Annotated in this window: 25 protein-coding genes; 9 read left to right on the top strand and 16 right to left on the bottom strand. The window is 63.5% G+C overall.

The genetic code is table 11. The annotated features are described in order from the left end of the window. Window positions 1–2: 2 nt before the first annotated feature. Window positions 3–1,193 carry a hypothetical protein gene (locus DPM33_RS23475; protein WP_112099781.1) on the bottom strand — a complete coding sequence of 397 codons (1,191 nt, stop codon included), beginning with the start codon at window positions 1,191–1,193 and terminating at the stop codon, window positions 3–5. A gap of 413 nt (window positions 1,194–1,606) precedes the next feature. On the opposite strand from DPM33_RS23475, the gene parC reads away from it, so the two are divergent. Next, window positions 1,607–3,862 carry a DNA topoisomerase IV subunit A gene (gene parC / locus DPM33_RS23470; RefSeq protein WP_112099780.1) on the top strand — a complete coding sequence of 752 codons (2,256 nt, stop codon included), beginning with the start codon at window positions 1,607–1,609 and terminating at the stop codon, window positions 3,860–3,862. A gap of 120 nt (window positions 3,863–3,982) precedes the next feature. Then, complete coding sequence (locus tag DPM33_RS23465) at window positions 3,983–5,182, top strand: AI-2E family transporter (RefSeq protein WP_112099779.1); 1,200 nt, start codon at window positions 3,983–3,985, stop codon at window positions 5,180–5,182. On the opposite strand, the gene DPM33_RS23460 is transcribed toward DPM33_RS23465, so the two are convergent. From DPM33_RS23460 to DPM33_RS23445, 4 genes are all read right to left on the bottom strand, one after another. Continuing rightward, complete coding sequence (locus tag DPM33_RS23460; RefSeq protein ID WP_112099778.1) at window positions 5,170–6,066, bottom strand: DMT family transporter; 897 nt, start codon at window positions 6,064–6,066, stop codon at window positions 5,170–5,172. The genes DPM33_RS23465 and DPM33_RS23460 overlap by 13 nt on opposite strands. A gap of 125 nt (window positions 6,067–6,191) precedes the next feature. Next, window positions 6,192–6,956 carry an arginyltransferase gene (locus DPM33_RS23455; RefSeq protein WP_112099777.1) on the bottom strand — a complete coding sequence of 255 codons (765 nt, stop codon included), beginning with the start codon at window positions 6,954–6,956 and terminating at the stop codon, window positions 6,192–6,194. A gap of 148 nt (window positions 6,957–7,104) precedes the next feature. Further along, window positions 7,105–7,575, bottom strand: coding sequence for an RDD family protein (locus DPM33_RS23450; protein ID WP_112099776.1), 471 nt, complete (start codon window positions 7,573–7,575; stop codon window positions 7,105–7,107). A 109-nt stretch (window positions 7,576–7,684) separates the two neighbouring features. Next, entirely contained in the window at window positions 7,685–8,404 is a 720-nt protein-coding gene (locus DPM33_RS23445) for a methyltransferase family protein (RefSeq protein ID WP_112099775.1), read from the bottom strand. Between the two features lie 146 nt (window positions 8,405–8,550). On the opposite strand from DPM33_RS23445, the gene sthA reads away from it, so the two are divergent. After that, window positions 8,551–9,948, top strand: coding sequence for a Si-specific NAD(P)(+) transhydrogenase (gene sthA / locus DPM33_RS23440; RefSeq protein WP_112099774.1), 1,398 nt, complete (start codon window positions 8,551–8,553; stop codon window positions 9,946–9,948). 1 nt (window position 9,949) lies between these two features. Here the strand turns inward: sthA and DPM33_RS23435 are convergent, their stop codons facing one another. From DPM33_RS23435 to DPM33_RS23415, 5 genes are all read right to left on the bottom strand, one after another. Continuing rightward, window positions 9,950–11,056 carry a type 2 periplasmic-binding domain-containing protein gene (locus DPM33_RS23435; protein ID WP_112099773.1) on the bottom strand — a complete coding sequence of 369 codons (1,107 nt, stop codon included), beginning with the start codon at window positions 11,054–11,056 and terminating at the stop codon, window positions 9,950–9,952. Then, window positions 11,056–11,673 (bottom strand): 5-bromo-4-chloroindolyl phosphate hydrolysis family protein, encoded by a 618-nt coding sequence (locus tag DPM33_RS23430; protein ID WP_112099772.1) that lies wholly within the window; start codon window positions 11,671–11,673, stop codon window positions 11,056–11,058. The genes DPM33_RS23435 and DPM33_RS23430 overlap by 1 nt, the downstream gene beginning before the upstream one ends. 8 nt (window positions 11,674–11,681) lie before the next feature. Continuing rightward, entirely contained in the window at window positions 11,682–13,253 is a 1,572-nt protein-coding gene (locus DPM33_RS23425; RefSeq protein WP_112099771.1) for a VWA domain-containing protein, read from the bottom strand. Between the two features lie 120 nt (window positions 13,254–13,373). Further along, a complete protein-coding gene (locus tag DPM33_RS23420) occupies window positions 13,374–14,453 on the bottom strand; it encodes a toxic anion resistance protein (RefSeq protein ID WP_112099770.1) in 1,080 nt (359 codons plus the stop codon). Window positions 14,454–14,600: 147 nt separating this feature from the next. Continuing rightward, window positions 14,601–15,473, bottom strand: coding sequence for an alpha/beta hydrolase (locus DPM33_RS23415; protein WP_425373565.1), 873 nt, complete (start codon window positions 15,471–15,473; stop codon window positions 14,601–14,603). Here DPM33_RS23415 and DPM33_RS23410 point away from each other — a divergent pair. Beyond that, entirely contained in the window at window positions 15,466–16,641 is a 1,176-nt protein-coding gene (locus tag DPM33_RS23410) for an OpgC family protein (protein WP_112099769.1), read from the top strand. The two genes, DPM33_RS23415 and DPM33_RS23410, sit on opposite strands and share 8 nt — an antisense overlap. Before the next feature lie 25 nt (window positions 16,642–16,666). Here the strand turns inward: DPM33_RS23410 and DPM33_RS23405 are convergent, their stop codons facing one another. Beyond that, window positions 16,667–17,746 (bottom strand): LacI family DNA-binding transcriptional regulator, encoded by a 1,080-nt coding sequence (locus tag DPM33_RS23405; protein WP_112099768.1) that lies wholly within the window; start codon window positions 17,744–17,746, stop codon window positions 16,667–16,669. A gap of 185 nt (window positions 17,747–17,931) precedes the next feature. Here DPM33_RS23405 and DPM33_RS37490 point away from each other — a divergent pair, with 185 nt between their 5' ends. Both DPM33_RS37490 and DPM33_RS36370 read left to right on the top strand, forming a co-directional pair. After that, a complete protein-coding gene (locus tag DPM33_RS37490) occupies window positions 17,932–18,066 on the top strand; it encodes a hypothetical protein (protein ID WP_281004810.1) in 135 nt (44 codons plus the stop codon). A gap of 57 nt (window positions 18,067–18,123) precedes the next feature. Beyond that, a complete protein-coding gene (locus tag DPM33_RS36370; protein WP_167449188.1) occupies window positions 18,124–18,261 on the top strand; it encodes a hypothetical protein in 138 nt (45 codons plus the stop codon). Between the two features lie 14 nt (window positions 18,262–18,275). Here the strand turns inward: DPM33_RS36370 and DPM33_RS23400 are convergent, their stop codons facing one another. Next, window positions 18,276–18,650 (bottom strand): DUF423 domain-containing protein, encoded by a 375-nt coding sequence (locus DPM33_RS23400; protein ID WP_112099767.1) that lies wholly within the window; start codon window positions 18,648–18,650, stop codon window positions 18,276–18,278. 35 nt (window positions 18,651–18,685) lie between these two features. After that, window positions 18,686–19,945: an MFS transporter gene (locus DPM33_RS23395; RefSeq protein WP_425373563.1), complete on the bottom strand. Its 1,260-nt coding sequence runs from the start codon at window positions 19,943–19,945 to the stop codon at window positions 18,686–18,688. Between the two features lie 105 nt (window positions 19,946–20,050). On the opposite strand from DPM33_RS23395, the gene DPM33_RS23390 reads away from it, so the two are divergent. Continuing rightward, the gene (locus DPM33_RS23390; protein WP_112099766.1) at window positions 20,051–20,716 is read left to right on the top strand and encodes a GntR family transcriptional regulator; all 666 of its coding nucleotides are present in this window, start codon (window positions 20,051–20,053) and stop codon (window positions 20,714–20,716) included. Window positions 20,717–20,840: 124 nt separating this feature from the next. After that, window positions 20,841–21,812, top strand: coding sequence for a glycosyl transferase family 90 (locus DPM33_RS23385; protein ID WP_112099765.1), 972 nt, complete (start codon window positions 20,841–20,843; stop codon window positions 21,810–21,812). A 122-nt stretch (window positions 21,813–21,934) separates the two neighbouring features. Here the strand turns inward: DPM33_RS23385 and DPM33_RS23380 are convergent, their stop codons facing one another. Then, the gene (locus DPM33_RS23380) at window positions 21,935–22,978 is read right to left on the bottom strand and encodes an aldo/keto reductase (protein WP_112099764.1); all 1,044 of its coding nucleotides are present in this window, start codon (window positions 22,976–22,978) and stop codon (window positions 21,935–21,937) included. Between the two features lie 262 nt (window positions 22,979–23,240). On the opposite strand from DPM33_RS23380, the gene ppk2 reads away from it, so the two are divergent. Beyond that, entirely contained in the window at window positions 23,241–24,161 is a 921-nt protein-coding gene (gene ppk2, locus DPM33_RS23375) for a polyphosphate kinase 2 (RefSeq protein WP_112099763.1), read from the top strand. A gap of 206 nt (window positions 24,162–24,367) precedes the next feature. Here ppk2 and DPM33_RS23370 read toward each other — a convergent pair whose 3' ends face one another. Next, window positions 24,368–25,012 (bottom strand): dihydrofolate reductase family protein, encoded by a 645-nt coding sequence (locus tag DPM33_RS23370; protein WP_112099762.1) that lies wholly within the window; start codon window positions 25,010–25,012, stop codon window positions 24,368–24,370. A 158-nt stretch (window positions 25,013–25,170) separates the two neighbouring features. Continuing rightward, window positions 25,171–26,118, bottom strand: coding sequence for a cobaltochelatase CobT-related protein (locus DPM33_RS23365; protein ID WP_112099761.1), 948 nt, complete (start codon window positions 26,116–26,118; stop codon window positions 25,171–25,173).

Here is a 26,118-nt window from a genome sequence, read left to right as displayed (position 1 = left end):
GATTAGTCCTGGTTCGCCTTGACCTTGACGCCGAGCGTCTTGGGCAGGTCGAGCGGGTTGGACATGGCGCCGGCCATGATCAGCGCGAACGGCACCGACGACGGCGGTTCGGCCGAGATTTCCAGGCTCTTCGGATCGTCGAGGAAGGTGTTGACCGCCGAGGAGACTTCCGCCGTCAGCTCGGGATTGTTGAGCTGCGCCATGCCGAACGGCACGATCGCCTTGGCCTGGTTGGCGACGTCCTTGCCCGACATTCCCTGCTGCTTGCCGACATAGTCCAGGATCTTGCCGGTCAGCGAATCGTCCTGGTAGCGGATCGAGGCGCCGTTGAAGGAAAGCTGCTGCAACAGGCCGAGCATAGCCATGCCCTGGGCCGAGTTGTCGGCGCCTTCCGGCTGCGCGGCAAGCTGCTTCTGCATCGCCTGCATCGACTTGATGAAGTCGACCGTGTAGCCGCCGAGGTCGAAGGTCATGCCGAGCGTGCCGGCATTCTCGACCGAGATGTCGTATTTCGACAGCTCCATCTTGCCGTCGCTAGGCTGCCAGGTACCGGCCATGTCGATATTGCCGGAGATGTTCTGGTAGCCGAGCGCCTCGATCGCTTCCTTCGACTTGGGGTCGTCGACCAGCGACAGGTCGGCGGTGAATTTCTCGGTGTTGGCGGTGAAGTCCATCGCCTTGCCGTCGGCCGGCGGGGTGATTTGCACATTGAGCCCGTCCATCGAAAAGGCCGTCTTGTCGCCGACTTTGACCGTCATGTTGGACAGCTCGGCCGACTTGTACATCATCAGCGAGCCGAGAGGGTCGGCGCCGCCCTCCGCCGGAACCTTCATGTCGTGGATGACCAGCGGGCTGAGATCGAGCGTCACGCCGTCCTTGCTGTGTTCGAAAGCCGAGGTCGAGACCGTGGCGATCTCATAGCCGCCATTGGCCTCCGTGACCCCTTCCAGCTTCACGTCGCCGATCGGCAGCGCTTCCTTCTCGGCCGCCGGCTTGATGGACACGCCCTGCAGCACGGCGTTCGAATCGTCGCCGGAGACGCCGGTCCAGGAAATGTCGACGCCTTGGGCAGCGAGCATGGACTTGACGCGCCCGGCCACCGCCGGATCGGCGGCGAAGGCAGCGTTGAGTGGCAGGGTCAGCAGAAAGGTCGAAAAGGCCAGTTTCTTGAGCGTTGAGCGTTGGATTGTCATGGCGAGTTCCCTGTCCTGATTGGCTATGATGAATTTGTTCTGAAACCTGCTCCGTCACCATTCCGAGACGAACGGGACGGGAAAAAGGCATTTCCCGGCCCATTTGTCGAAAATCGCGATGAAAAGCAAACGCCGGCCGGCAGCCATTTCTCGATGCGGTGAATATGTCATGAAGACCGCGGCCCCTCCGCCAGCGCGTTGCATGCCAGATAGAACCCGCATGTAACAGATTGATGTTGGCCGGCGTAATGATCCCGCCGCCGCCTGTTGCAGATCGGCGGCAAAGTGCAGCCGCCGGCTTAGCACTTCCGTGAAATCCTTCACACCGCGGGTTGCGCGTTCGCCGCCGCGACGAATGCGCCGATGGTCACGCGGCGCTTGCCGCGAATCATCCGCTCGGCTAGTCCAAATCCATGGGAAAGAGGCTTTTGCCGCCCGATGACAATGGCGGCGGCGACAAAATCGAACCGGTCGATCTGAAGGAAGCGCTCGAGAAGCGCTACCTTGCCTATGCGCTGTCGACCATCATGCACCGGGCCTTGCCGGATGTGCGCGACGGACTGAAGCCGGTCCATCGCCGCATCATGCACGCCATGCGGCTGCTCAGGCTCAACCCCGATCAGGGCTTCGCCAAATGCGCCCGCATCGTCGGCGACGTGATGGGCAAGTTCCACCCGCATGGCGACCAGTCGATCTATGACGCGCTGGTTCGCCTCGCGCAGGAATTCTCGATGCGCTATCCGCTGGTCGACGGCCAGGGCAATTTCGGCAATATCGACGGCGATAACGCCGCCGCCATGCGTTACACCGAAGCGCGCATGACCGAGGTGGCGACAGACCTTCTGGCCGGCATCACAGAGGACGCGGTCGATTTTCGGCCGACCTACAATGAGGAGGACGAGGAGCCGTCCGTTCTCCCCGGCGCCTTCCCGAACCTGCTTGCCAACGGCTCCTCCGGCATTGCCGTCGGCATGGCCACCTCCATCCCCCCGCACAACGCGGCCGAGCTTTGCGACGCCGCGCTGCATCTGATCGAACATCCGGAAGCGCCGGTGGCGAAGCTGATGGATTTCGTCCAGGGGCCGGATTTCCCGACCGGTGGCATCATCGTCGACAGCCGCGCCTCGATCCTCGAAGCCTATGAGACGGGCCGCGGCGGCTTTCGCGTGCGCTCGAAATGGGGGCAGGAAGACCAGGGCAGGGGCACCTGGAGCATCGTCGTCACCGAGATTCCTTACGGCGTGCAGAAGGCCAGGCTGATCGAGAAGATCGCCGAGCTTTTGATGGCGCGCAAGCTGCCGCTGCTCGAGGACATCCGCGACGAGAGCGCCGAGGACATCCGCATCGTCTTGGTGCCGAAGAGCCGCACCGTCGATCCCGGCATCCTGATGGAATCGCTGTTCAAGCTCACCGAGCTCGAAAGCCGTTTCCCGCTCAATATGAACGTGCTGTCGCGCGGCAGGGTGCCGAACGTGCTCTCGTTGAAGGGCGTGCTGAAGGAGTGGCTCGACCACCGCCGCGAGGTTTTGATCCGCCGCTCGAAATACCGGCTCGGCGAGATCGAGAAGCGGCTGGAAATCCTTGCCGGCTACCTGATCGCCTATCTCAACATCGACGAGGTCATCAGGATCATCCGCGAGGAGGATGAGCCCAAGCAGGTGATGATGGCCCGCTGGTCGCTCACCGACAACCAGGCCGAAGCCATCCTCAACATGCGCCTGCGCGCCCTGCGCAAGCTCGAAGAGATCGAGATCCGCAAGGAATTCGACGGCCTCACCGAGGAGAAGAAGCAGATCGAGGCCCTGCTGGCGTCCGACGCCAAGCAATGGTCGACGATCAAGTGGGAAGTCACCCAGGTCCGCGACAAGTTCGGGCCGGAGACGGAGCTCGGTAAGCGCCGCACCCAGTTCGCCGATGCGCCCGAGCATGATCTGACCGATATCGCGCATGCCATGATCGAGCGCGAGCCGGTCACCGTCGTGGTGTCGGAAAAGGGCTGGCTGCGCGCCATGAAGGGTCACCTGACCGACCATTCGCAGCTTGCCTTCAAGGAAGGCGACGGCCTGAAGCTTGCCTTCCATGCGCAGACCACCGACAAGATCCTGGTCTTCACCACCGGCGGCAAGTTCTACACGATCGGCGCCGACCGGCTGCCGGGCGGGCGCGGCCATGGCGAGCCGATCCGTATCATCGTCGACATGGAAAACGACCAGGACATCGTCACTGCCTTCGTCCATGACCCGAAACGCAAGCTGCTGCTGGTTTCTTACGATGCCAACGGCTTCGTCGTTTCGGAGGAAGAGGTCGTCGCCAACACCCGCAAAGGCAAGCAGGTGATGAACGTCAAGGCGCCGGACGAAGCCAAGCGCTGCATTCCGGTGTCGGGCGACCATCTCGCCATTGTCGGCGAGAACCGCAAGATGCTGGTCTTCCCGCTCGCCGAAATTCCGGAGATGGCGCGCGGCAAGGGCGTGCGCTTGCAGAAATACAAGGACGGCGGCGTGCTGGACTTGAAAACCTTCACGTTGGAGACCGGCCTCTCCTGGCAGGATTCGGCCGACCGCACCTTCATCAAGTCGCGCGAGGAACTGGCCGAGTGGATCGGCGTCCGCGCCGCCGCCGGCCGCATGGTTCCGAAGGGCTTCCCGCGGACTGGGAAGTTTGGGTGATCAGCTGATCTCCCCCACAAGGGGGGAGATTAGCCAATCATTTGGACTATCGTCACGATTGCTGCACTATGATGGTGCATAAGCATCCATTGAAGCATCGGGCAGGGGAGAAACGCCGGATTGAAGCGGGCTGAGATCCAGAAGCCGGGGCAGCGCCTGTTCGGCCTGTCGACGCCGCTGAGAGCGGCGGTCATCCCGCCGCTTTCGGCGGCGCGCTGGCTTCTGGTGCTGATCGTCGCCGCCGGCGTCTATTTCTTCCACGGCTTCCTTTTCCCGGTGCTGGCCGCGCTGGTCATCGCCTTCGCCAGCTGGCCGCTCTATCGCCGGCTGCTTGTCGCCGTCGGCGGCAACCGCACCGTCGGCGCGACCCTTGCCATCCTCTTCATCCTCGCCTTCCTGGTGGTGCCGATCGCGCTTGCCGGCACCTATGCCATCAACGAGCTGCGCGAATGGGTCGTCTGGGCGATCGAGACCAACCGCCACGGCGCGGTGACACCGGTCTGGATCGCCACCATGCCGGTGATCGGCGAGTGGCTGAACGAGCAATGGACGGCCTATCTCGGCCATCCCGGCGGCATCGGCGAATTGATCCAGCTGATCAGCGGCTCCAACATCGGCACCATCTATCGCGGCGCCTTGGCCGCCGGCGGCAGCGCCTTCGGCCTGTTGCTGACGCTCCTGTTTATGATGATCGCGCTGTTCTTCGCCTATCGCGACGGCGAGTCGTTCGCAGCCCAGGTCGATCGCGTCGGAGAACGCATCCTGCCGACGCGCTGGGAGCGGTTCTCGCGCGTCGTGCCAGCCACAATTTCCTCGACGGTAACGGGCATGACCGTCATCGCCATCGGCGAGGGGCTTGTGCTGGGCATCGCCTACTGGCTGGCCGGCGTGCCGTCGCCGGTCACGCTCGGCGCGCTCACCGGCATCATGGCGCTCATCCCAGGCGGTGCGCCGCTCTCTTTCACGCTGGTGTCGATCTACCTCGCGGCCAGCGGCAAGCTGTTCGCCGGGCTTGCCCTGTTCATCTGGGGCGCGGTCGAGCTCTTCATCGTCGACAAGACGCTGCGGCCCAAGCTCGTCGGCGGCCCGATCAAGCTGCCGTTCCTGCCGACCTTTTTCGGCCTGATCGGCGGCGTCAAGACGATGGGCTTCCTTGGCTTGTTCATCGGCCCGGTGCTGATGGCGCTGCTCGTCGCCATCTGGCGCGAGTGGTTGCGTGAGGTGGAATCGATGGACGAGATTTCGGCGGTCGCCGACGAGGTCGGCGCGCCGCCCCAGATCGAGGCGGCCGCCGAGCCGCGAAAAGTTCAGGCAGGGTGAACCACGGCAAGTGCCGCCCGGCGCTTGCGGCCCTCATGCAATTGCCAGAGCGAATGCGCCACCAGCGTCACGACCAGGATCGTGCCGCCGATCAGGCTGTTTCGCGAAGGCGCTTCGGCGAAGATCAGCCAGACCCAGACTGGCGCAAACACCGTCTCCAGCAGGTAGAACATAGCCACTTCCGGCCCGGAAATGTATTTCGGTCCGTTGGCCAGGCAGAAGAACGAGATCGGCATGACCACGGCGCCGTTGAGGAGGATCCACCACGGCGCCTCGACGTGGAAGCCGGCTTTCGACACCATGAAGAGCGCCACGGCGAACGGCAGGACCACGCCCACGAGCGAGGTGAAGCCCATCTCCCTGCCGCTGGCCCGCGAGACGGTGATGGCGCATGCGACGCAGAGCGCGGAGCACAACGCCATGATGTCGCCGAACAGATTTCCGCTGCCGATCGAATCGCCGACGATTATGGCGACGCCGACGATCATCAGCGCCAGCGCCGCGAGTGTCGCCGGTCGCGGCCTCTCTTTCAGGAACAGCCAGGACAGCAGCGCCGAGAACATCGTGGTGAAGGCCAGGATGAAGACGAGGTCGGCGGTCGAGGTATGATAGACAGCGGTGATGAAGGCAATCGAGCCGAGCCCGTAGAGCGTGGCGACTACCAGGCCCAGCCTGCCCGGGATGAGCTGCGGCGCCTTGTCGCTCAACGAGCGCCACACCGCCCAGATGACGAGCGCGGCAATGAACATGCTTCCGGTGCGCAGCAGAAGGATCGTCCAGGCCTCGCCATGGGCAAGTCGGATCAGCGGAATATCGACGGTCAGCGTCACCCCGCCAAGCGCGGTGAGCAGAAGGCCTTTCTGGTGGTCGGCGTGAGTGGACACTCGGCTATCTCGCAAAGCAATCTTGAGGAGGCGCACAGCGGCCACGCCGCGGTCGTTCCAGCCTGACTGCCAAAAGACCAGCGTCCTCCTCCTTGAAACAGTTTAAGGATGAAGCGTGAGGCGGGTCAGCGACTGACCGCTTCGTGGTCGTAGCGTTCCCAGCCTTTCGGGCCGAGATGCTCCTGCGGCATGAAGCGCATCTTATAGTTCATCTTGCGCGAGCCGTTGACCCAGTAGCCGAGATAGACGTGGGGCAGGCCCATCGCCTTGGCGCGGGCGATGTGGTCGAGGATCATGAAAGTGCCGAGCGAACGGTCCTCGAAGTCGGGATTGAAGTAGGAATAGACCATCGACAGGCCGTCGGCCATCTTGTCGGTGAGCGCCACCGCGATCAGCTCGCCGTGGCCTTTGCCTGTGATGAACGTGTCCGGGCCGCGGCGCCGGTATTCGATGATCTTGGTGTCGACATGGGTGTCTTCCACCATCATCGCATAGTCGAGCACGGTCATGTCCGACATGCCGCCACGGCGATGGCGCGCGTCGAGATAGCTGCGGAAGAGCGAGTATTGTTCGGTCGAGGGCTGAGCGTCATGCATGGCGCCGACGAGATCGGTATTGTGCTGGATGACGCGGCGCATGTTGCGGCTGGGCTCGAATTCCTGCGCCAGGATGCGCACCGACACGCAGGCGCGGCAGGACTCGCAGGCCGGTCGGTAAGCGATGTTCTGCGAGCGCCGGAAGCCGCCTTGAGTGAGCAGGTCGTTCATCTCCGGCGCCTTGTCGCCGACGAGGTGCGTGAACACCTTGCGCTCGAACTGTCCCTCCAGATAGGGGCACGGCGACGGCGCGGTCAGGAAGAACTGCGGCGACTGGGTCGGATGCTGCGTCATCTAATCTTGGAAACGCTCCTGCGAATCGCCCTACCTTTGGCCCGGCCGGCGAAAAATTCAACAGGATTATGCTGCGGCGACGGCTTCGGCCTGTTCATAGTCTAGCACAGGCGGTGCGGCGATTCGATGAGCGCGGCCGTGGACATCGTCAGATGTCGGTGCGGGTAACCACCGTGCCGAGCAACAGGTCGTGCAGCGTGCGCTTGCGGTCGGAGAACAGCGTGATCAGCAGCACCAGCGGCGTCAGGATGACGTTGCCGGCCCAGAACAGCACCGAGTGCACCACCGCAGTCATGCCGTCGATGCGGCTGCCGTCGAGCTTCTCCAGGCGGATGCCCATGATCTTCATGCCGGTCGTCGCCTGGTCGCGGCTGCCCAGCGTGTTCCAGATGTAGAGGATGGCGACCATCGGCACGAGCACCGAAAACAGTGCCCAGCCGAGACCAAAGGTCAACAGGCCGAGAATGGCGACCAGGATGGCGAAAGGAATGGTCAGCAGCGCCACGAAGAAATAGTCGAGGAGGAAGGCAAGGATGCGCCTTGTCCGCACTCCGCGGTAAGCACGTGTGTCCTCGAACCTGGTCGTGATGATCTCGCCGTCCAATACGCGTGCGTTCATGTCCGTTCCTCGATCGCGGCACCCGTATGGGGATGCCCGCCGCCCTTTCAAATGGTGAGGGCGGCCCGGAATTCAAGGAACGTGCCCGCCGCCGGCGGGCGGCGCCATGTCAGAAGATGCCGGGGAAGAGCCGGTAGCGAACCCGCCCGAGATATTCGCGATATTCCTCGGTCAGCGCCAGGATGCGTTCCTCGCGCAGGATGCGATGGACCTGGAACAGGGTGATGATCGCGTAGACGGTGAAATTGTAGACCGAGAAGCTCGACAGCAGGAACAGGATGTGCCCAGCCAGATAGCCGGCATAGATCGGGTGCCGCACGAACCGGTAGGCGCCGCCGGTGATGACGCCGCGATTGGCCGGCAGGATGGCGAAAGAGCGGCCGAGCGACATTTTTCCCCAGATCACCATCCAAAGCGCCAGGAACTGCAGCGGCGCCGCGATGTAGAGCGGGATGATCTCGATGCCTTCCTGCAGTGAAACCAGGCCGGAGCCGAAGCCCGCGGTCAGCGAGATGAAGACCGTGAAGGGGCTCCAGTCACGCACGAGCGGCCGGCGCGCCAGGAGCAGCCAGACAAAGGTGAGCGTCTCGGAGATCAGCAGCATCAGGACGTTGAGCCGGCCGTTGTCGATGACTAGGTTGTTTACGCCGCGATAGATGAAGACCGCCGCGACCGCGAGCGCGATGAAACGGAACAGGCCTTCGCGCAGGTCGGTGAGAACCGCGCTGCTCTGAAGGCCGGACCAGAAACCAGTCTCTGCGCCAGGCAGCGCATCACTCTTGGAAATCGCCAACTCTGTTACCCCGGTGGTCCCCTCGTCAGGCACCATTGCACGCAAGCCTTGCTGTCCGGTTAAGGTTTCGCATGCTTTTGGTGTATCTGGAGTATTCGAGCCGCGCGGAATGGTGTTGGCAGTTGAACATGACGTTCTTCCCGGTCTAGCTTGCTGCGGCGCACAAAACAGGGGACGGGGACATGGACTACGATATGGTGGTCATCGGCAGCGGCCCTTCTGGGCGTCGGGCCGCTGTGCAATCGGCCAAGCTTGGCAAGTCGGTGCTGGTGGTCGACAGGGGCCGGCGCCTGGGCGGTGTCTCGGTGCATACCGGCACCATTCCGTCGAAGACGCTGCGCGAGACGGTGCTGAACCTCTCGGGCTGGCGCGAGCGCGGCTTCTACGGGCGCGGCTATCGCGTCAAGCAGGACATTTCGATCAGCGATCTGGTCGAGCGCCTGCACAAGACGCTCGACCACGAGGTCGAGGTGCTGCAGCATCAGTTCATGCGCAACACGGTGAGGAGCGCGCGGGCCGCGGTGAAATTCCTGACGCCCAACAAGGTGAGCCTGACCGCCGACAATGGCGATTACAGCGAGGTCGGCTTTGCCAACGCGCTGATCGCCGTCGGCACCCGGCCGCACCGACCGGCCGACGTGCCCTTCGACAGGAAGCGCGTCTTCGACAGCGACGAGATGCTGGAACTCGCCCATCTGCCGCGCACGCTGACGGTGATCGGCGCCGGCGTCATCGGCGTCGAATACGCCACCATCTTTTCGGCGCTGGATGTCCCGGTCACGCTGGTCGAGCCGCGCAACACCATCCTCGATTTCATCGACCGCGAGATCGTCGACGATTTCATCCACCAGATGCGCGACCGCGGCATGACCATACGGTTAGGCAGCACGGTGAAGGAAATCGCCTCGAAACCCGACCATGCCGAGGTGACGCTGGCCGACGGCCGCACCATCCGCTCGGAGATGGTGCTCTATGCCGCCGGCCGCACCGGCAACGTCGCCAGCCTCGGTCTCGACCTGGTCGGCATCGAGTCGGATTCCAGGGGCCGCATCAAGGTCGATCCGCATACCTTCCAGACCAGTGTGTCCAACATCTATGCCTCCGGCGACGTCATCGGGTTCCCGAGCCTCGCCTCGACGTCGATGGAGCAGGGCCGGGTGGCGGCATGCCACGCCTTCGGCGTCCACCTGCCGCCGCCGCCGGAGAGCTTTCCCTATGGCATCTACGCCGTGCCGGAGATCTCTACGGTCGGCCTGTCGGAAGAGCAGGTGCGCGAGAGCGGCGCCCCCTATGAGGTCGGCCTGGCGCGTTTCCGCGAAACCTCGCGCGGCCATATCATGGGCGTATCGAGCGGCTTCCTGAAACTATTGTTCTCGGTCGAGACGCGCCGCCTGCTCGGCGCCCACATCGTCGGCGAGGGCGCCACCGAGCTCATCCATATCGGCCAGGCGGTGATCAACCTCGGCGGCACGGTCGATTTCTTCGTCAACAACACCTTCAACTACCCGACGCTGGCCGAAGCCTACAAGATCGCGGGCTTGGACGCCTGGAACCGGATGGGGAAGGGCAAGGTCGACTAGACTAGACTTCCATCTGCGACAGCAGCGAAAGCATGACATCGGCCGAAGGCATCGGCAGCACCGCCTCGATTTCCGCCGGCCGCACGCCGGCGATGGCGTCGGCATCGCCCGCCACGGTGCCGAGTGGCCCGCGGAAGCCGTGCTTCGACCAGGCGAGCTCCTGCAGCTTCGGGCTGGTCAGCGCCTCGAGCAATTGGTCGACCGCGGGATCGATGACGATCAGCGGATGCGCCGAATACACGGTCGGGCGCGGATAGAGGATTTCCGGCTTGGCGCCGGCGCCAGCCTGCACGCGCTGCCAGCGCGCCGGGTCGGCGAGCGCCCATTCGACCAGCTGGTTCTCGTAGCCGACGACCATCGGCTCGGCGCCAAGCCCGCCGGCGATATACTGGTCGAACAGCTTGCCCGACGATGACGATTTGAGCCCCATGCTGCGGAAGATCGCCTTCGCCGCCTCGCCATGTTGTGCCAGCAGTTCCTGCGTCGCCACGTCGCCGCTCATCAGGCTGAGCACGAGCCCTGCGAACATGAAGCCCGAATTGGAGCGGTTGGGATCGGTGGAGACGATGCGGGCGCGGCCATAGAGCTCGGAAATACCGAGGTCCGACCAGTTCTTGCCGGCGAGGATCGCATCGAGCAGCGCCTTGAGGTCGAGCTGGTTGTACCCACCCTTGGCGGCGACGCTGACCAGCCCGCTCCTTTTCAGGCCTTCGACCACCGGCCCCCAGGTGTAAACGACGATCGGCGAATTGAGCACGACCTGGTCGTTGCGGATGGAGACGCCGCTCTTGCGCGCCAGATCGACCATGATCGACGAGGACGGCCACAGGAATTGCGGTTTTTGCGTCAACAGCGCCGGCTCGCGCACCATCTCGACCGAGCCGGCGACGCGCGCGTCGAGCTCGAGCCCGTAGCCGCCGAGCGCGCCGACGACGTCGGGATCGGCCAGGAAAGCCTGTTTCTCGCCGCCGATGAAGCCGAACAGATGCACCCGGTTGCCGAGATAGCCGCGGAACTCCGGCCGATCCTTGAGCGTCAGATAGCCGCCCGTTCCGGCCGCGGCGGCGCCAAGCAGTCCCAGTCCGAAAGCGCGGCGAGAAAGGGCCATCAGCGACCGATATCCTCTTTCAGCGACTCCTGGATGAGTCGAAGGTCAACGTCGAGCGTGCCAAGCTCGGAGTCCGCTTGGCTGTCGGCATAGTGCACGAACGCGTCCTGCAGCTTGGTGATCACCGCGCCGACCGTGGCAAGCCGCTGCTGGCTCGGCGCGCGGCGATTGGCCAGCGTCGCATAACCTTCCGCGACTTCCGCCGCCTGCGGCACGTAATAGGTCAGGAAGCGGCGGACGGAAGCAGCACTTGCCGGTTTCGCCTCGACCTTAGAGATGACGTCGGCTGCGATGTCGGACAGGTTCTTTACCTTGGCCTTCATATCCTTGTCGGCGATCGAGCCGGCCGCCGCCGTCAGCCGGTCGGCCGCCGGCTGCGCCTGCGCCAGCAATTCCCGCGCGAACGCCACCTGGCCGCCGCCGATCGAGCGCAGGTCTAGCCCTTCGAAAAGCTGCCGCGGCGCCAGCACGAAGATCAGCCCGGTGAACACCAGCACCGAAATCACCGCCGAGACCAGGAAGGGGAAGTGGGTGAGCGTGCCGAGGCCGATCAGCAGCGCGGCCGACACCAGTCCCGCCACGATCCAGTTCCCGTCATTGCCGAACAAGCCGCGCATCGTTGGCCTTAGTTATAGCCGCGCGCGGCGCGGAAGGCACCGGCAAGGTCGCCGCCGCCGTCGAAGACACGCGCCGAGGTCGCCTTGGCGAGGCTATCGAGCTGGCTCTTGTCGGCGTCGCCGAAGGTGATGCCGAACACCGGCACCGGCACCGGCGCCTGGCGCCACTCCGCCAGGAACGGCTCGGCGCTGCCGTCGGTGCGGCCGTCCGTCATGATGACGATCGCCGGCAGGTATTTCGACAGATCGGGTGTCGCCAGTATCTTCCGCAGCGCCTGCGAGGCGCAGGCATACATGTCCGTGCCGCCTCCGGCGCGCTGCTGCGCCACGTCGCCAAGCAGCTGGTTCTGGCCCCCCGGATCGCCGGTCGCGTCGAAGATATCGCGCACCGTGCTGTCGAAGGGCAGCACGAAGATGTGGTCGGACGGCGTCCATTGCACCAGCACCTCGCTCGATTTTTCCGGCGTGAACAGGAACTGCGCGGCCTCCTGCAATTGCTTCTCGCCTTCGTTCTCCATCGAACCGGAGAAGTCGAAGCAGAGCGCCGTCAGCGACGGCTTGCGCAGCGCCTCCTGATAGAGGTTCAGCGCGGTGCGGATCACCGCTGGCTCGGGCATGCGGATCGAGGTCACCAGCTTGCCCGGATCGAAATTCCAGTCGGGCTCGGCCGTCGCCTGGATCGCCGCGCCGCCGAGCGGCAACCGCCGGCCGGTGTCGCCGATGCGCTTGCGCACCGCATCCGTCTGCAGATAGGCGAGCAGGTCGGTGAAGAATTTCTCGACGTCGGCGCCGCGGCCGTGATCGATGAAGCCGAGCGGAGAATCGCCGACCGCGACGCCGTCGGCCGGATAGACTGCGTAGAGCCGCTCGTCGCCCATCTGCTTCAGCTTGTCGTTGGTCTCCTTCAGCGTCGCCTCGTAATTCCACATCGCGTCATAGAGCGTGCCTTTGCGCGCGGAATCGACATAGAGATCGGCCAGCCAGCCTGACGACCCGGACGATCGCTCGACCCCCTGCAGCAACGCGCTGACCGTGTCATGCACGGACGGATTGTCGAGGTCGCCGGGCTCGATGACCTGCTTGCCGCCGAGCGCGCCGGAAAGCATCGCCAGATAGGCGCTGGCGCCGGAATTGGATTGCGTCGCCGAGGTCATCAGGAACTTCATCTTGCCGTCCTTCACCGCGGCAAGGATGTCTTTCATGTAGACTTGCTTGCCGATCCAGCCGAGTTCTGCGGCCTTGGACTTGCGCACGCCTAGGATGACCGGCATCTGCGCGATCGAGGTGAGGTTGCGCACCTTGCGGCCGGAATCGAACAGGTCGACCCAGACGCTGGAGGCCGGCCACACGGCATCCTGGTCGAGGCCCTCGGGCTTCTGCAGGCCAAGGCCGATATCGAGCGACCCCTGGTAGGAGATGGTGCAGGTCGCGCCCTGCTTGGCGCAAAATTCCTGCACGATCGGCTCCAGCACCGTATTCTCGGAACCGGAGACGATCGAGAATTTGACATTGCTCGAATTGCAGGCGGCAAGCAGCAACGCGGCCGCCAGCGCGAGAACGGACGAAAGCTTCATTCGCATCGAGGCCCCGTCAGCCCTGGAGCCGGATGATTTCAGGTCCACTTGACCTGAAATCATCCGGCTCCAAATCAAAGAGATAGAGCATGATGTCGTCCGAAAACCGCTTCACACTTTTCGGCATCATGCTCCGGTGAGCGCATTCTTGAGGTCGGCAGTCATCTGGTCCATCTGCTTTTCGGCATCGGCCCGCTTCTGCCGGCCCTGCTCCTGGACCTTGAGCACGCCTTGCACGGTATCGATCAGGTCGCGGTTGGCCTGCGCCAGCGTCTCGACATCGACGATGCCGCGCTGCGCCTGCTCTTCGATCGAGACGGCCTGATCCTTCATCATCTTCGAAGTCTGGCGGATCATCTCGTTGGTGGCGTCGGTCACCGTCTTTTGCAGCTCCAGCGCCGATTTCTGGTTGGTCAGGCCAAGCAGGATGACCATCTTCTGCTTCCAGGCCGGCACCGTCAGCGCCGAGGTCGCCTGCAGGTTTTCGATCAGCGTCTCGTCGCCCGACTGCACGATGCGGATCTGCGGCAATTGCTGGATGCCGAGCTGGCGCGCCTGCACCAGATAGAAGATGCGCTTCTCCAGCCGGTCGAGCGCCTGCACGGCGTCCCGGTAGGTCTGCGCTTCCAGCGCTCCGGCTGAATCGCCGCCCTTGGCGTCGGCCGCGGCCTTCAGCTTCGGCAGCTCGTTGGCGCGGTAGTCGTCGACGAATTTCTTGCCGGCCTGCACATAGGCATCGAGGTTGAGGATGGACTCCTTCGTCTGCTCGTGCAGGTCGTCGAGCACGGCGATGTCGCGGCGCAGCGTATCCTTGTGACGGTCGAGCTCCAGACCGATGCGGTCGATCTGTCCAGCGACGTCCTCATACTTCTCCTTGAAGCGCTCGAGCCTGGCCTTGAACGAGGAGAACAGGTTGCTCAGGAACCCTTCGTCCTTCAGCGAGGCCGGATCGAGATTCTTGGCCTTCATGATGATGTCGGTGAGCAGCGTGCCGGTGTCGCCGAGATCGCGGTTGCGGATCTGCGACAGGATCTTGTCGGCATAGTCGCTGACGGCTTGCTGGGCGCGGTCGCCGAAGACAGAAATCGCCGCGCGGTCGCGAATATCGATGCCGCCTTCGATCCGGGTGACTTCGCCTGGGTTAGCGGCGATGACAGGCAATTTCGAAGTGTCGTCGAGCAAAGTGATGCTGTTCTCGTCGGCCATTCAGACCTCCCCCTCAATGAACAGTATCTCGATAGACAGTGTGTGACAGACATATGACAATGGGGCGGCGTGCCGCTTCAGGCTGTGAAATGCGTTGCTCTTTCAACTTGCGCCCGCCTGCGGCTGACATCCCTATGGCCGGTGCTGTCAGGCGATGGCGACAGATGCCGACAGCCACTGCCGCACGATCGCGGCGTCCGCATCGCCGAATTCATGGCCCGCGGCAACGATGCGCGCATCGATCTCGGCCCCGCGCTGGCTGAACAGCGTCACCAGGGCAGGCGCGAACGGACCATAAGTCTGGTCGGCGGCGCCGGCGATGATCAGCACGCGTGCTCCGCGAAGAGTCACCGCGGGCGGATCGTCGAGCACCGGCATCGCCCGCAACAGCGCCGCCCGCCTCACGAGGCCGGGATGAAGCAGCATCAGGCTGGAGACCACATTGGCGCCGTTCGAGTAGCCGAGAAATGTCGCACGTTGCAGGTCGAGGCCGTAGCACTCAGATACTTCCACCGCGAATTCCGCATAGGCAGCGGTCTCGTCGCGGATGCTGGTCTGTTCGAAACTGGTCGGCGTGATTCGCCCGAACCAGCGGAAGCCGTCGTCCTGGGGGATGCGCCCACGGGCCGCAACCAGCGTCACGTCAGGCGCGATCTGCCTTGCAAGCGGGATGAGCGTCGTTTCGTCCACACCCGATCCGTGCAGCAGAAAAAGGCATTTGCCGGTCGACTTTGCCGGTGTCACCACCCGGTAGCGAAAGCCGAGATCGTCATACAGGACATTGTTTTCGTCGCTATATTCGGACGCGCTCATATCCATTTGATTCCATGAGAGATTCGTTGATTTGCCGGCTTCAAAACGGAATATTTTTCGGCTCCGCGAAAGTTGATTGAACCAGGCGCATTTCAGTCCGTTTCTTCGCCGATACACTTCCACCTGGGAGGAATCGAAGCGGTGCGCCCCGGGGGTCGCATTGCTGGGTATGAACAACCAGCTTTGAGGCCTTTTGTCGATGACCACCCCTGTATTCTCAGAGCGCGATACGCGCATCGACGTGCTGCGCGCGCTCGCGTTGCTCACCATCTTCGTCGACCATGTGCCGGGCACCGTCTTCGAAAACTGGACCTACAAGAATTTCGGCTTTTCCGACGCGGCCGAAGCCTTCGTGCTGATTTCCGGCATCTCGGTGGCGCTTGCCTACGGGACGAAGTTCAAGTCGGGCGGCCGGTTGCTCGCGACTTTGAAGATGTGGCGGCGTGCCGGCGTCCTCTACATTTCCCACATCGTCATCACCATGGTCGTGATCGCACTGTTTTGCGCTGCGGCTGTGCTCGCGCACCGGCCGGAAATGCTGACGATGATCAACATCGAGCCGCTGATGAAGAACACGCCGCAGGTGCTGCTCGGCATCGTCACGCTCGGCCATCAGCTTGGCTACAACAACATCCTGCCGGTCTATGCGGCGCTGCTTCTGGCAGCACCCGCCTTCGTGCTGTTCGTCAGCTATCGGCCTGTGCCGGCGCTGATCGTGTCAGGCCTTCTCTGGCTCGTCGCCGGCATCTGGCAGATCGCGCCGCCGAACTATCCCGAGCCCGGCCTCTGGTTCCTCAACCCGCTGTCCTGGCAGTTCCTGTTCAACATCGGTCTTGCCGCCATGCTGCATGTGAAGCGGGGCGGGCGGATCCCGGTTAGTCCGTGGCTGCTTGGTGCCGCCGGAATCTATGTGGTCGGCGCGGCGATCTGGGTGCATAGCCCGCTCTGGGGCCAGATCACTTGGTTCAACCTGCCGGTGGTGATCGGCGGCTTCGATAAGACGTTCCTGTCGCTGCCACGGCTCCTGCACATCCTTTCGGTCAGCTATCTGATCGTCGCGCTGCCGGCGGTCTCGAACCTCTTCCGCGTCCGGTCCGACAATCCGCTGGCGATCCTGGGCAAGCGCTCGTTGCCAGTGTTCATCGCCGGCACGCTGCTGGCCATGGCGGGACAGGTGCTCAAGCTGATCAACCCGGGCGGCCCGGCCTACGACACGCTGCTGATCTCGGCCGGCATTGCCATGCAGCTCGCGCTTGCGCTCTATCTCGAATGGCTTGCCGGCCTCGGCCCGTCCCGTGCCAAGCCGGTGCGCGAAGAGCGTGCGCGCGCGTCGTTCGGCGCGCAGCCGGTGCCGGCGAGGGCAGGCGGCTACTGACGCAACAGGGAAGTCGGTTGGCTGTTCAGCCTTTGCGGGCCGGACCGGTCGAGCCTCTGGCGATCAGCTCGACGCCCATCGTCTCGCGCCGCACCGCGCCGTCATGGTCGAGGATCATGCGCGCCGCGCGGCGGCCGATCTCGGTGATCGGCTGGGCGATCGTGGTCAGCGGCGGTGTGCACAGCGCGCCGTCCGGCACGCCGTCGAAGCCGACGATCGAGACGTCGCCGGGAACGCTGAGCCCCCGCGCTTTCAGCCAGTCGATGGCGATGAGCGCCATGCGGTCCGACATCGCCAGGATGGCGGTCGGCGGCTCGCCCTCGGCGAAGATCGCCTCGAGGCCGGCCCTGGTGCTTTTTACTTCGTTCTCGGTCTCATAGACCGGAATTTTCGCCGTATCGACGCCGAAGCGGGAAAGTTCCTCGAAATAGCCGGCGAGGCGGTCACGCGTTCCGGTGTAGAGCGCTCCGCGCACGATTTCAGGCGTGGCGAAGCCGGTGCGGTTGTCGGCAAAGGCCAGCGACAGTACCGCGAAGCGGCGATGGCCGAGCTCGGCCAGGTGGTGCGCCGCGAGCCGCGCGCCGGCGACATTGTCGACGCCGATGGCCGAGACTGTCTCGTCCTGGAAGCCGAGCTCCAGTGCCACGAATGGCAGCCTGCGCTCGCGCGTCAGGTCGACGAGGCGCGAGCCGCCTTCGATGCAGAACAGGATGAAGCCGTCGACGAGCGCGCTCTGGATGTTCCAGGCGAGCTTTTCCTGGTTGGCGGCCGAGACCAGCGCGATGCCCGCGCCGGTGGCGTCGCAGGCTTCGGAAATGCCGGCCATCATGACGCGGGCGAAGGGATCGTCGAAGAAATAGGAAAGCGGCTCGGTGGTGGCGACGCCGATGGCGTTGACCTTGCCGGCGCGTAGCAGCCGGCCTTTCGGATCCGGGCCGGCATAGCCCATCTGCTCCGCCACCGCCTTGACCCGCTCGCGCACTTCGGCGCGCACGATCTCGGGCCGGCTGAAGACATTCGAGGCCGTACCATGCGAGACGCCGGCGGCCTTGGCGATGTCCGCCAGCCGGATGGGTCTTGCCTGGCCTTCGAGGAGTGATGCCATGTCTTTCCTCCGAATCCGGTCACGCGACGAACATGACCGCTGAATTGTTGCCGGTCATCTAACATTTTTGTTGGATCGATTCAAATTTCTGCTTGACTTGCAGTGGGGGAGATCTATTTTTTGAATCGATCCAAGTTTCTGCTTCGTAGTGAAGCGGCTTTCAACAGGAGGATGCCGTGCATCCGGTGAGCTATTTGTTCGAAGACATCTACCGCAACGATTGGGGCATCGCCTCGGTCACCGTCAGCGAGAAGCGTCGCGGCAGATTTGGTCCTTGGAAGCGCGAGCCGCGCTTCTTCGTGGAGCGCAAGCGTGGCTGAGCAATAGCCATTTTTCGCATCGTTTGATTGGATCGATTCAATTGAGAGGAGGCAGTCATGCATCCGATTGGTCATCTGTTTCAGGACATCTATCGCAACTATTGGGGCATCACGCCCGGAACCGAGCAGCCTGAACGGCGCCGCGTCGTTGAGCTGTTTGCGCGCAAGCGTAAGCGGAGCGCTGGCCGAAAATAGTCGCCGAAAATGATCTAGGGCCGAGCTCGCCAGAGCGCCGAAACGGCGATCGCCACCCAGCCGGCGATCAAAAGGGTGCCGCCGATCGGCGCCGACATCGGAAACAGCCGCGAGCCGAGAAAGTCGCGTGCGAGCAGATCGCCGCAGAACAGGAGCAGGCCGGCAAGCAGCACGAAGCTGGCGATCCTGAGGCAGCGGTTGCCGCCGGTAAGGCCGATAGCGAGGAATACCGAGGCGTGCATCAGGAGGAAATTGGCCGCCGTGCCGGTGAAGGCGCCGCCGCGATGCGCGGCCGCCGCCGACATCGCCACGCCCGCCGCGCCGACGAGCCCGCCCGCCAGCACGTGAAGTCGGCTGCTGCCGTTCGACGATTGTGTGGCGAGGCTCATGCGGAATGCTCCGTGCTTTGGTTTGACCGACGATCCTACGGGGATTCGCCGGCCTCGAGCAGCATATGCCGCGTCCGGCGCGACTGGACAATCCAGTTGTAGACCGCGCCCAGCGCCATCAGCACCGCCGTGCCCAAAAACACCGAGCGCATGCCGAAATGCCCGCCGACGAAGCCGCCCGACAGCGGCCCCGCGACCTGGCCGACATATTGCGCCGAGATGGCCAGTCCAAGCACATTGCCGCCGATTCCGTCAGGGATGTTGTGGCGGATGACGCTGGTGATGCAGGGCAGCAGGCCGCCCAGCGCCAGCCCCATCAGGAAGCGCAGGCCGATCAGCTGCCAGCCATTGGTGACGAAGGCCTGCGGGACGAGCAGCAGCGCCGAGACGGCAAGCGCGTCGACCACGACGTTCCAGTGGCCGACACGATCGGCGAGCTTTCCCAGCCAGGATGAGGACAGGATGGTGCCGAGCGCCGTCGCCGACATGACGACGCCGGCGACCATGGTCACCTTGCTCTGGTCCTCGATGAGCTGCTGCACATAGACAGTGATGATCGGCTCGATCGACATGGTGGCGAAGGCGAGCAGCATGCCGGTGGCCAGCATGGCGACGATCGGCCGTTTGTCGGGGATCTGCGACCAGCCGCTTTTGGTCTTCGCCGTCGTGGCAGGCTTGGGCGCCGGCGGGTTCTCCTTGATCAGGAAAGTCGTCGCCAGGAACGCCAGGAAGATGACGGCGCCCGAAAGCAGGAAGGTCGCTCGGATGCCGATCAGCGGCGGCAGCAGCCCGCCGAGCAGCGGTCCGACAAGGGAGCCCGACGTGATGCCCGCCGCCAGCACGCCCAGCGCCCAGCCCGAACGCTGTTTCGGCGTCTGCATCGCCACCAGGATGGTGGAGCCCGACGAATAACCGCCGGCAAAGCCGATCAGCAGCCGAAGCAGCACCAATTGCCAGACGCTCTGAACCATGCCGGTCAGCGACATGCAGATCGCCATGCCAAACGAAGCGCGCACCAGCATCAGCTTGCGGCCGTAGCGGTCGCCCAGCCGCCCCCACAAAGGCGCGACCAGCGCCGCCGCGAGGAAGGTCGCGCCATAGGCGATGCCCGACCACTGCACGATCGCCGCGTGGCCCTCGGCGCCGAGCTGCTCGACGTAAAGCGGCAGGAACGGCAACAGCAGCGTCATGGCGATCAGCGTGCTGAACGAGCCGGCGAAGCAGACCGCAAGGTTGCGCCGCCAATGGAGGTTGAAGCCGTTCTGTCCGGATTCGTTCGGCGTCATGTCGCGCATGCCGATGCTGGGGTTGTTGCGGATACCAATTTGGGATACCAGGCTGGTACTCCCATGGACCTCGTACTTGCCGCTGTCAATGCGGCTTTGGAAAGCGTGACGCCAATGTCGCAGATGCAAAATGTCGAAAAGCAGCTCCGAGAGATGATCCTCGGCCTGGAAATCGGCCCGGGCGAGCGGCTGACCGAGCGCTGGATCGAGGGCCGCTTCGGCGCCTCGCGCACACCGGTGCGGGCCGCATTGCTGCGCCTGGAGACGGAAGGGCTGATCGGCCGCGACGGCCGCGGCTGGACGGTGGCGCCGATCAATCTTGCCGAGCTCGGGCAGATCGCCGTCTACCGCGAGGCGGTCGAGGTGGCAGCAGTCCGCCTGACGGCGGCACTCGAGGACCGCAACGGGATCGACGTGATCGCGGCGATGCTCGATTCCTGCGATGCGGAGACGCCGCGCGAGGAATGGCACCGCGTCGGCCTGGATTTCCACATCGAACTGGCGAGGCTTTCCGGCAACGAGTTTCTGCTCAGGGCCGTTCGCGACGCGATGACCAGGCTGTCGCGGGCGCGCTGGCTGGAGGTGCGGGATGAAATGGCGCTCGGCCGCGCCTGGGCCGAACATCATGCCATCCTCGCCGCCACCAGGGCCGGCCATGCCGACGAAGCGGCGCGCCTTCTTTCCGCTCACATCGCCGGCAGCCGCGACCGCCTGGTCACATCGCTGCATGACGACCGGCGCGGCCTGCGCGCACGCGGATTTGCCGTGGTCGCCGCCTGAGGCTCAACGCGTCGTGTAGGATCGGCAGCATTAGCAGGCTTGCAACATGGCCGGGAGAATGCTGTAGGAGACGAGGGGGATGAAGGCCGACTACCATTGATCATCTTGCTGAACACGCGGACGCATGGCCACAATCGCACGAACCGCCGCAAAGCTGTTCTACTACGCGCGCAATTTCGCGCGTGACCGTGCACCGCAGTCCCTGTTCCGCGACCGGCTGGCCGGCCGGCTCGAACAGGCCAGGTTCTCGGGCAAGACGGTCCGCGAGCGACTGAACTACTATAACAAGCTGGAACACTCATTCGCGCCCAGTCCGGACGCGATAGCCGTCGGCAAGCTGCCGACCTCTTCCAGCATGTATTATTACGACCTCAAGGAATTCGCCCGCTACTTCGATCCCGGCCTGCTGATCGATTTCGAATACGGCGACGTCGTCGGCATTCCGGAGGTGCCCAGGATCGTCAAGGACCGGCCGATCGGCGACGGCAACGCCAACGGGGTGTTGATGAAGCTGAACAAGTTCCGCCACTTCTACATGCCGCCCGACAACCTGCCTTTCGCCGCCAAGCGCCCGATGGTGGTCTGGCGCGGTCACCTCAACAATCCGATCCGCACCCGCTTCGTGGAAAAGGCAGCCGACCTGGCGATCTGCGATGCCGGTTCCCACAGGGCCGATGCGCCGGACGGATATCGCAAGCCGTTCCTGAACATCGAGGAGCAGCGGCGCTACCGCTACATCGTCTCGCTCGAAGGCAATGACGTCGCGACGAACCTGAAATGGATCATGAGTTCCAATTCGCTCTGCCTGATGCCGGAGCCGACCTATGAAACCTGGTTTGCCGAGGCTCAGGTCGAGCCCAATGTCCACTACGTGCCGCTGGCGCAAGATTTCTCCGACCTGGCCGACAAGGTGGCTTATTTCGAAAAGCATCCAGCCGAAGCGGCACGGATAACCACTGCCGCCAATGCCTATTGCCGCAGATTTGGCAATGAGCAGGACGAGCAGGCGATCTCGCTGCTCGTCCTCTACAAATATTTCGTGCTGAGCGGCCAGATCCAGCCAGCCCCCGAAGTCTGGCGCTTCATCGCCGGCTAGGGCGGCTCACCGTTTCACGGAAACGGTGAGTCGCCCTATCTCTCTGTTTTTACGCAATTCCGGACGGAAGGTTACGGCGAAGGCGCCGAACTTAACCGCCACACACTTTTGCTGGAATTGCTCTAGGCGTGGGAGCGGTCGAGCACCTTGTCGGCCGGCCCGAAACGGTCCCTGGCGGTGAACTGCTGGTGCCAGTAGGGATAGAGCGCCGGCGGCCGGCTGACCACATCGAGGCGCTGGCGGTCTTCCTCGGAGAGCGAAAGACTGGCAGCGGCGAGGTTGTCCTTGAGCTGCGTCTCGTTGCGGGCGCCGATCACCAGCGAGCTCACGGCCGGGCGGCCGAGCAGCCAGGCAAGCGCCACCTGGGCGCCCGAGACGCCGCGCGCCTTGCCGATATCGGTGAGCACGTCGACGATGCGCCAGAGGCGATCCTCGTCGCGGATCGGCGGTTCCTTCCAGCCGCCGAGTTGCCGCGCGGTCGGGCTTTCGCGACGATATTTGCCGGAGAGCAGGCCGCCGGCCAGCGGACTCCAGACCAGCACGCCGAGGCCCTGATCGACCGAGATCGGCAGCAATTCGTACTCTGCCTCGCGTGCTTCCAGCGTGTAGTGGATTTGCTGGGTGACGAAACGCGCCTGATGGCGGCTGTCGCTGACCGCCAGCGCCTTCATCACCTGCCAACCTGACCAGTTGGAGCAGCCGATGTAGCGGATCTTGCCTTGGTTGACCAAGGTGTCGAGCGCCGCGATCGTCTCCTCGACGGGGGTCTGCCCGTCCCACTGGTGAACGAAATAGACATCGATGACGTCGGTCCTGAGCCGCTTCAGGCTCTTTTCGCATTCGCGGATCAGATGATGGCGTGACAGGCCCTCGTCATTTGGGCCGCTGCCGATGCGCATGCGCGCCTTCGAGGCGATCAGCACGTCGTTCTTGCGTTTGCCGCCAAGCGCTTCGCCGATGATTTCCTCCGACAGGCCGTTGGAATAGACATTGGCGGTGTCGATCAGGTTGATGCCGGCATCGATGCAGGTGTCGATGATGCGTTTGGCTTCCGAAAGATCGGAATTGCCGACCGCGGCGAACGGACCGGTGCCGCCGAAGGTCATGGTGCCAAGCGTCAGCGACGAAACCTTGAGGCCGGAACGGCCAAGGGTGCGGTATTCCATGTCAGATCCTCGCAATGTGTTCGAAGTGGCGCCGCGAAAGGGGCACCGGCAAAAGGCGAGGGGATTTGTAGGACAAATCGGTCGGCCTGTCGCCCCGCTATCGATACGCGTCGATCACATATCGTGTGGTCCAGCGTCGTTGGGCGGCGCTTGCAATAAAACCGTCATTGCGCCTCTGTATCTCAGTCGGCTTAAGGAGTTGCGTGTCCGGCCCGGGGCCGGAGCATTCCCAAGCGATGATGGCTGACAGCGGAGCTGCGCGATGAATGAAGTGAAACCGAATTCCGGGGCGAAGGACTGGCTGGAGGCCGAACTCGAGGACACGCTCGACGAGGACTATGAGCTGGAGCTTTCCGAGCCGGCGCTCTCGCTCGAGATCGCCAAGATCTACAAGAAGTCGCATCCGCCTTCGATCGAGCGGATGACCTATTTCCGCGAGTTGCTCAGGCTGCAGTCCGAGCTGATCAAGCTGCAGTCCTGGGTCGCCTACCACAAGAAGAAGCTGGTGGTGATCTTCGAGGGCCGCGACTCGGCCGGCAAGGGCGGCGTCATCAAGCGCATCACCCAGCGCCTCAACCCGCGCATCGCCCGTGTCGTCGCGCTGCCGGCTCCGACCGAGCGCGAGAAATCGCAGTGGTACTTCCAGCGCTACGTGCCCCATTTGCCCGCGGGCGGCGAGATCGTGCTGTTCGACCGCTCCTGGTACAACCGCTCAGGCGTCGAGCGCGTGATGGGCTTCGCCAACGGGGATCAGGTCGAGGAGTTCTTCCACGACGTGCCGGAATTCGAGCGCATGCTGGTCCGCTCCGGCATCACGCTGGTCAAATACTGGTTCTCGATCACCGACGAGGAACAGCAGATGCGCTTCCTCATGCGCATCCACGATCCGATGAAGCAGTGGAAGCTGTCGCCGATGGACCTGCAGTCGCGCGTGCGCTGGGAGCAGTACACCAAGGCCAAGGAAGAGACTTTTGCCCGCACCAACATCAAGGAGGCGCCCTGGTTCATCGTCGAGGGCAACGACAAGAAACGGGCGCGGCTGAACTGCATCGACCACCTGCTGCGGCAATTGCCCTACGAGGAGGTTCCGCACGAGGAGATCTCGCTGCCGGAGCGCGTGTTCAATCCGCAGTATGAGCGCCAGGTGCTGCCGCGCGATCTTTACGTGCCGGAGAAGTATTGAGGGATATTTCCCTTCTCCTCGTTCACGAGGAGAAGGTGCCCGAAGGGCGGATGAGGGGCGGCGCTGGCGCCTAAGGTTGGCCTCCTATTCGCCGCGCGGGCCGGGCCTCACAGGTGCTTCGGCTAACCTCAACCGGCAGCGCTGCCCCTCTTTGCCCTGCCGGGCATTTCTCCCCGTATAGTGACGGGGAGAAAGTGCTACTTCGCCTACACCCGCCCGATCGTCACATGCAAGGCGTTCGCCGTCGCCACTTGCTCTGTGCAGCGATAGCCGAGCTTCACCATGTCGAGGCCGGCGAAGAGATTCTCGCCGGAACCGAGTAGCACCGGCGAGATCGCCAGATGCATCTCGTGGATCAAGCTCTCCTCGAGATACTGCCGCACGGTCGAAACGCCGCCGCCGACGCGTACATCATTGCCGTTGGCCGCCGCCTTCGCCTGTTCAAGCGCCGAACGGATACCGTCGGTGACGAAATAGAATGTCGTCCCGCCTTCCATCTCGATCGGCGCGCGCTTGTGGTTCGTCAGCACGAAGGTCGGCACGTGATAAGGCGGGTTGGGGCCCCACCAGCCTTTCCAGCTGTCGTCCGGCCATTCGCCGCGGCTCGGCGCGAACATGTTGCGGCCGAGGATCCAGGCGCCGACATTCTCGAAGCTGCGCACGGCAAACTCGTCATCGGTATCCGTCGTTCCGCCTTCCTTGCCGATCATTTGATGGAAGGAGCGGGTTTTGATCATCCATTTGTGCAGGTTTTCGCCGCCCACGCCGAGCGGGTTGTTGAGGCTCTGGTCGGGGCCGGCGCCGTAGCCGTCGAGCGAGATCGTAAAACAATTAACACGGAGCTTGGACACAGATTTCACCCTGAACCGATTGTGATTTGCAAGTGGTCTTGGAGTACCTTAACTGATTGCGTTGTGCAAGCGGTAATCTGAGAATCCCGATCGGCGCTAAAGGCTGATCAGGTGGCTCGATACGACGATGTGGTTGACATCGGCCAACGTCAAACACGTCAGCCCCTGTTTTCGGCAGACATGCGCCGGCCGGCGACAAGCTGGCGCTGCAATGCCACCAACATGGCCTTTCCGAGCTCATCCGGCGCCTCGCAGTTCGTTGAAACGCGGTAGTAGCTGTCGACCTCAAAGGCCAAGCCGATCGCCAGCAACTCCACGTCGCCGGCCGTTTCCAATTGCCGAACCATCTCCAAGAGGTGATCGTGCAGATAGCGCTGGCCATTGGCATGAAGCGTGGAGTCGTCAACCGGCGCCCCATCGGACACGACAAGCAGAATTTTGCGGGCTTCAGGACGTTGCCTTAGCCGCCCTGCGGCCCACTCGATGGCTTCTCCGTCGATGTTCTCCTTGAGCAGGTCCGGCCGCAACATCGGCTTGAGGGAATGGCCAAGACTGCTTTGACGCATATCGTTGGCATCCCGGTAGATGATATGCAGCAAGTCGTTTAGTCGGCCCGGGTTCTTGGGTCGGCGATCCGCATCCCAGGTGTTTCGGGATTGCCCGCCCTGCCAGGCGCGGGTGGTGAAGCCCAGGACTTCGACGCTTGTGCCGAGAAACCTCAGGAACTCTTGCGCAATGTCGACGGAAGCAGCCGCATAAAGCATCTTCTGTCCGCGCATCGAACCGGACTGGTCGACGAGGACGCAAACCACCGTATCGGAGAAGTCCGGCGCCGATAGGCTTTTACGGATTTCCACGGCGATTTCTGATGCCAGGATCTGGTGTTTCGTCTTCCAGGCGGCCAAGCCGCTTTCCAACTCGGCCCATGCCGCATCGAGCGCGGATTTGTCTTTTTCCGACAGCCGCCCGATGGCGCTGGAGAGCTTGGAACTCGGCACGATCCAGTCATAGAGCGTGACATAAGCGTGATAGCCGGTCGTCTCGGTGTCGCCGCGTGGCTCGGGGACAAACAACGACCTGAAACGCTTGCCCAGCCCCCGCAGCAA

This window comes from Mesorhizobium hawassense, from assembly GCF_003289945.1.
Lineage (GTDB): Bacteria > Pseudomonadota > Alphaproteobacteria > Rhizobiales > Rhizobiaceae > Mesorhizobium > Mesorhizobium hawassense.
The sequence above is the reverse complement of the archived record's forward strand: the minus strand, read 5'-3'. Positions and strand labels throughout refer to the sequence as shown.

Bases quoted from the DNA above. Each gene is read 5' to 3' on its own strand.
- DPM33_RS23420 (WP_112099770.1), bottom strand. From the start codon at position 14,453: ATGGCCGACGAGAACAGCATCACTTTGCTCGACGACACTTCGAAATTG.
- DPM33_RS23380 (WP_112099764.1), bottom strand. From the start codon at position 22,978: ATGGAATACCGCACCCTTGGCCGTTCCGGCCTCAAGGTTTCGTCGCTG.
- DPM33_RS23390 (WP_112099766.1), top strand. From the start codon at position 20,051: ATGTCGCAGATGCAAAATGTCGAAAAGCAGCTCCGAGAGATGATCCTC.
- DPM33_RS23445 (WP_112099775.1), bottom strand. From the start codon at position 8,404: ATGGTGCCTGACGAGGGGACCACCGGGGTAACAGAGTTGGCGATTTCC.
- parC (WP_112099780.1), top strand. From the start codon at position 1,607: ATGGGAAAGAGGCTTTTGCCGCCCGATGACAATGGCGGCGGCGACAAA.
- DPM33_RS23425 (WP_112099771.1), bottom strand. From the start codon at position 13,253: ATGCGAATGAAGCTTTCGTCCGTTCTCGCGCTGGCGGCCGCGTTGCTG.
- DPM33_RS36370 (WP_167449188.1), top strand. From the start codon at position 18,124: ATGCATCCGATTGGTCATCTGTTTCAGGACATCTATCGCAACTATTGG.
- DPM33_RS23410 (WP_112099769.1), top strand. From the start codon at position 15,466: ATGACCACCCCTGTATTCTCAGAGCGCGATACGCGCATCGACGTGCTG.
- DPM33_RS23385 (WP_112099765.1), top strand. From the start codon at position 20,841: ATGGCCACAATCGCACGAACCGCCGCAAAGCTGTTCTACTACGCGCGC.
- DPM33_RS23455 (WP_112099777.1), bottom strand. From the start codon at position 6,956: ATGACGCAGCATCCGACCCAGTCGCCGCAGTTCTTCCTGACCGCGCCG.
- DPM33_RS23450 (WP_112099776.1), bottom strand. From the start codon at position 7,575: ATGAACGCACGCGTATTGGACGGCGAGATCATCACGACCAGGTTCGAG.
- DPM33_RS23405 (WP_112099768.1), bottom strand. From the start codon at position 17,746: ATGGCATCACTCCTCGAAGGCCAGGCAAGACCCATCCGGCTGGCGGAC.
- DPM33_RS23400 (WP_112099767.1), bottom strand. From the start codon at position 18,650: ATGAGCCTCGCCACACAATCGTCGAACGGCAGCAGCCGACTTCACGTG.
- DPM33_RS23475 (WP_112099781.1), bottom strand. From the start codon at position 1,193: ATGACAATCCAACGCTCAACGCTCAAGAAACTGGCCTTTTCGACCTTT.
- ppk2 (WP_112099763.1), top strand. From the start codon at position 23,241: ATGAATGAAGTGAAACCGAATTCCGGGGCGAAGGACTGGCTGGAGGCC.
- DPM33_RS23430 (WP_112099772.1), bottom strand. From the start codon at position 11,673: ATGCGCGGCTTGTTCGGCAATGACGGGAACTGGATCGTGGCGGGACTG.
- sthA (WP_112099774.1), top strand. From the start codon at position 8,551: ATGGACTACGATATGGTGGTCATCGGCAGCGGCCCTTCTGGGCGTCGG.
- DPM33_RS23435 (WP_112099773.1), bottom strand. From the start codon at position 11,056: ATGGCCCTTTCTCGCCGCGCTTTCGGACTGGGACTGCTTGGCGCCGCC.
- DPM33_RS23395 (WP_425373563.1), bottom strand. From the start codon at position 19,945: ATGCGCGACATGACGCCGAACGAATCCGGACAGAACGGCTTCAACCTC.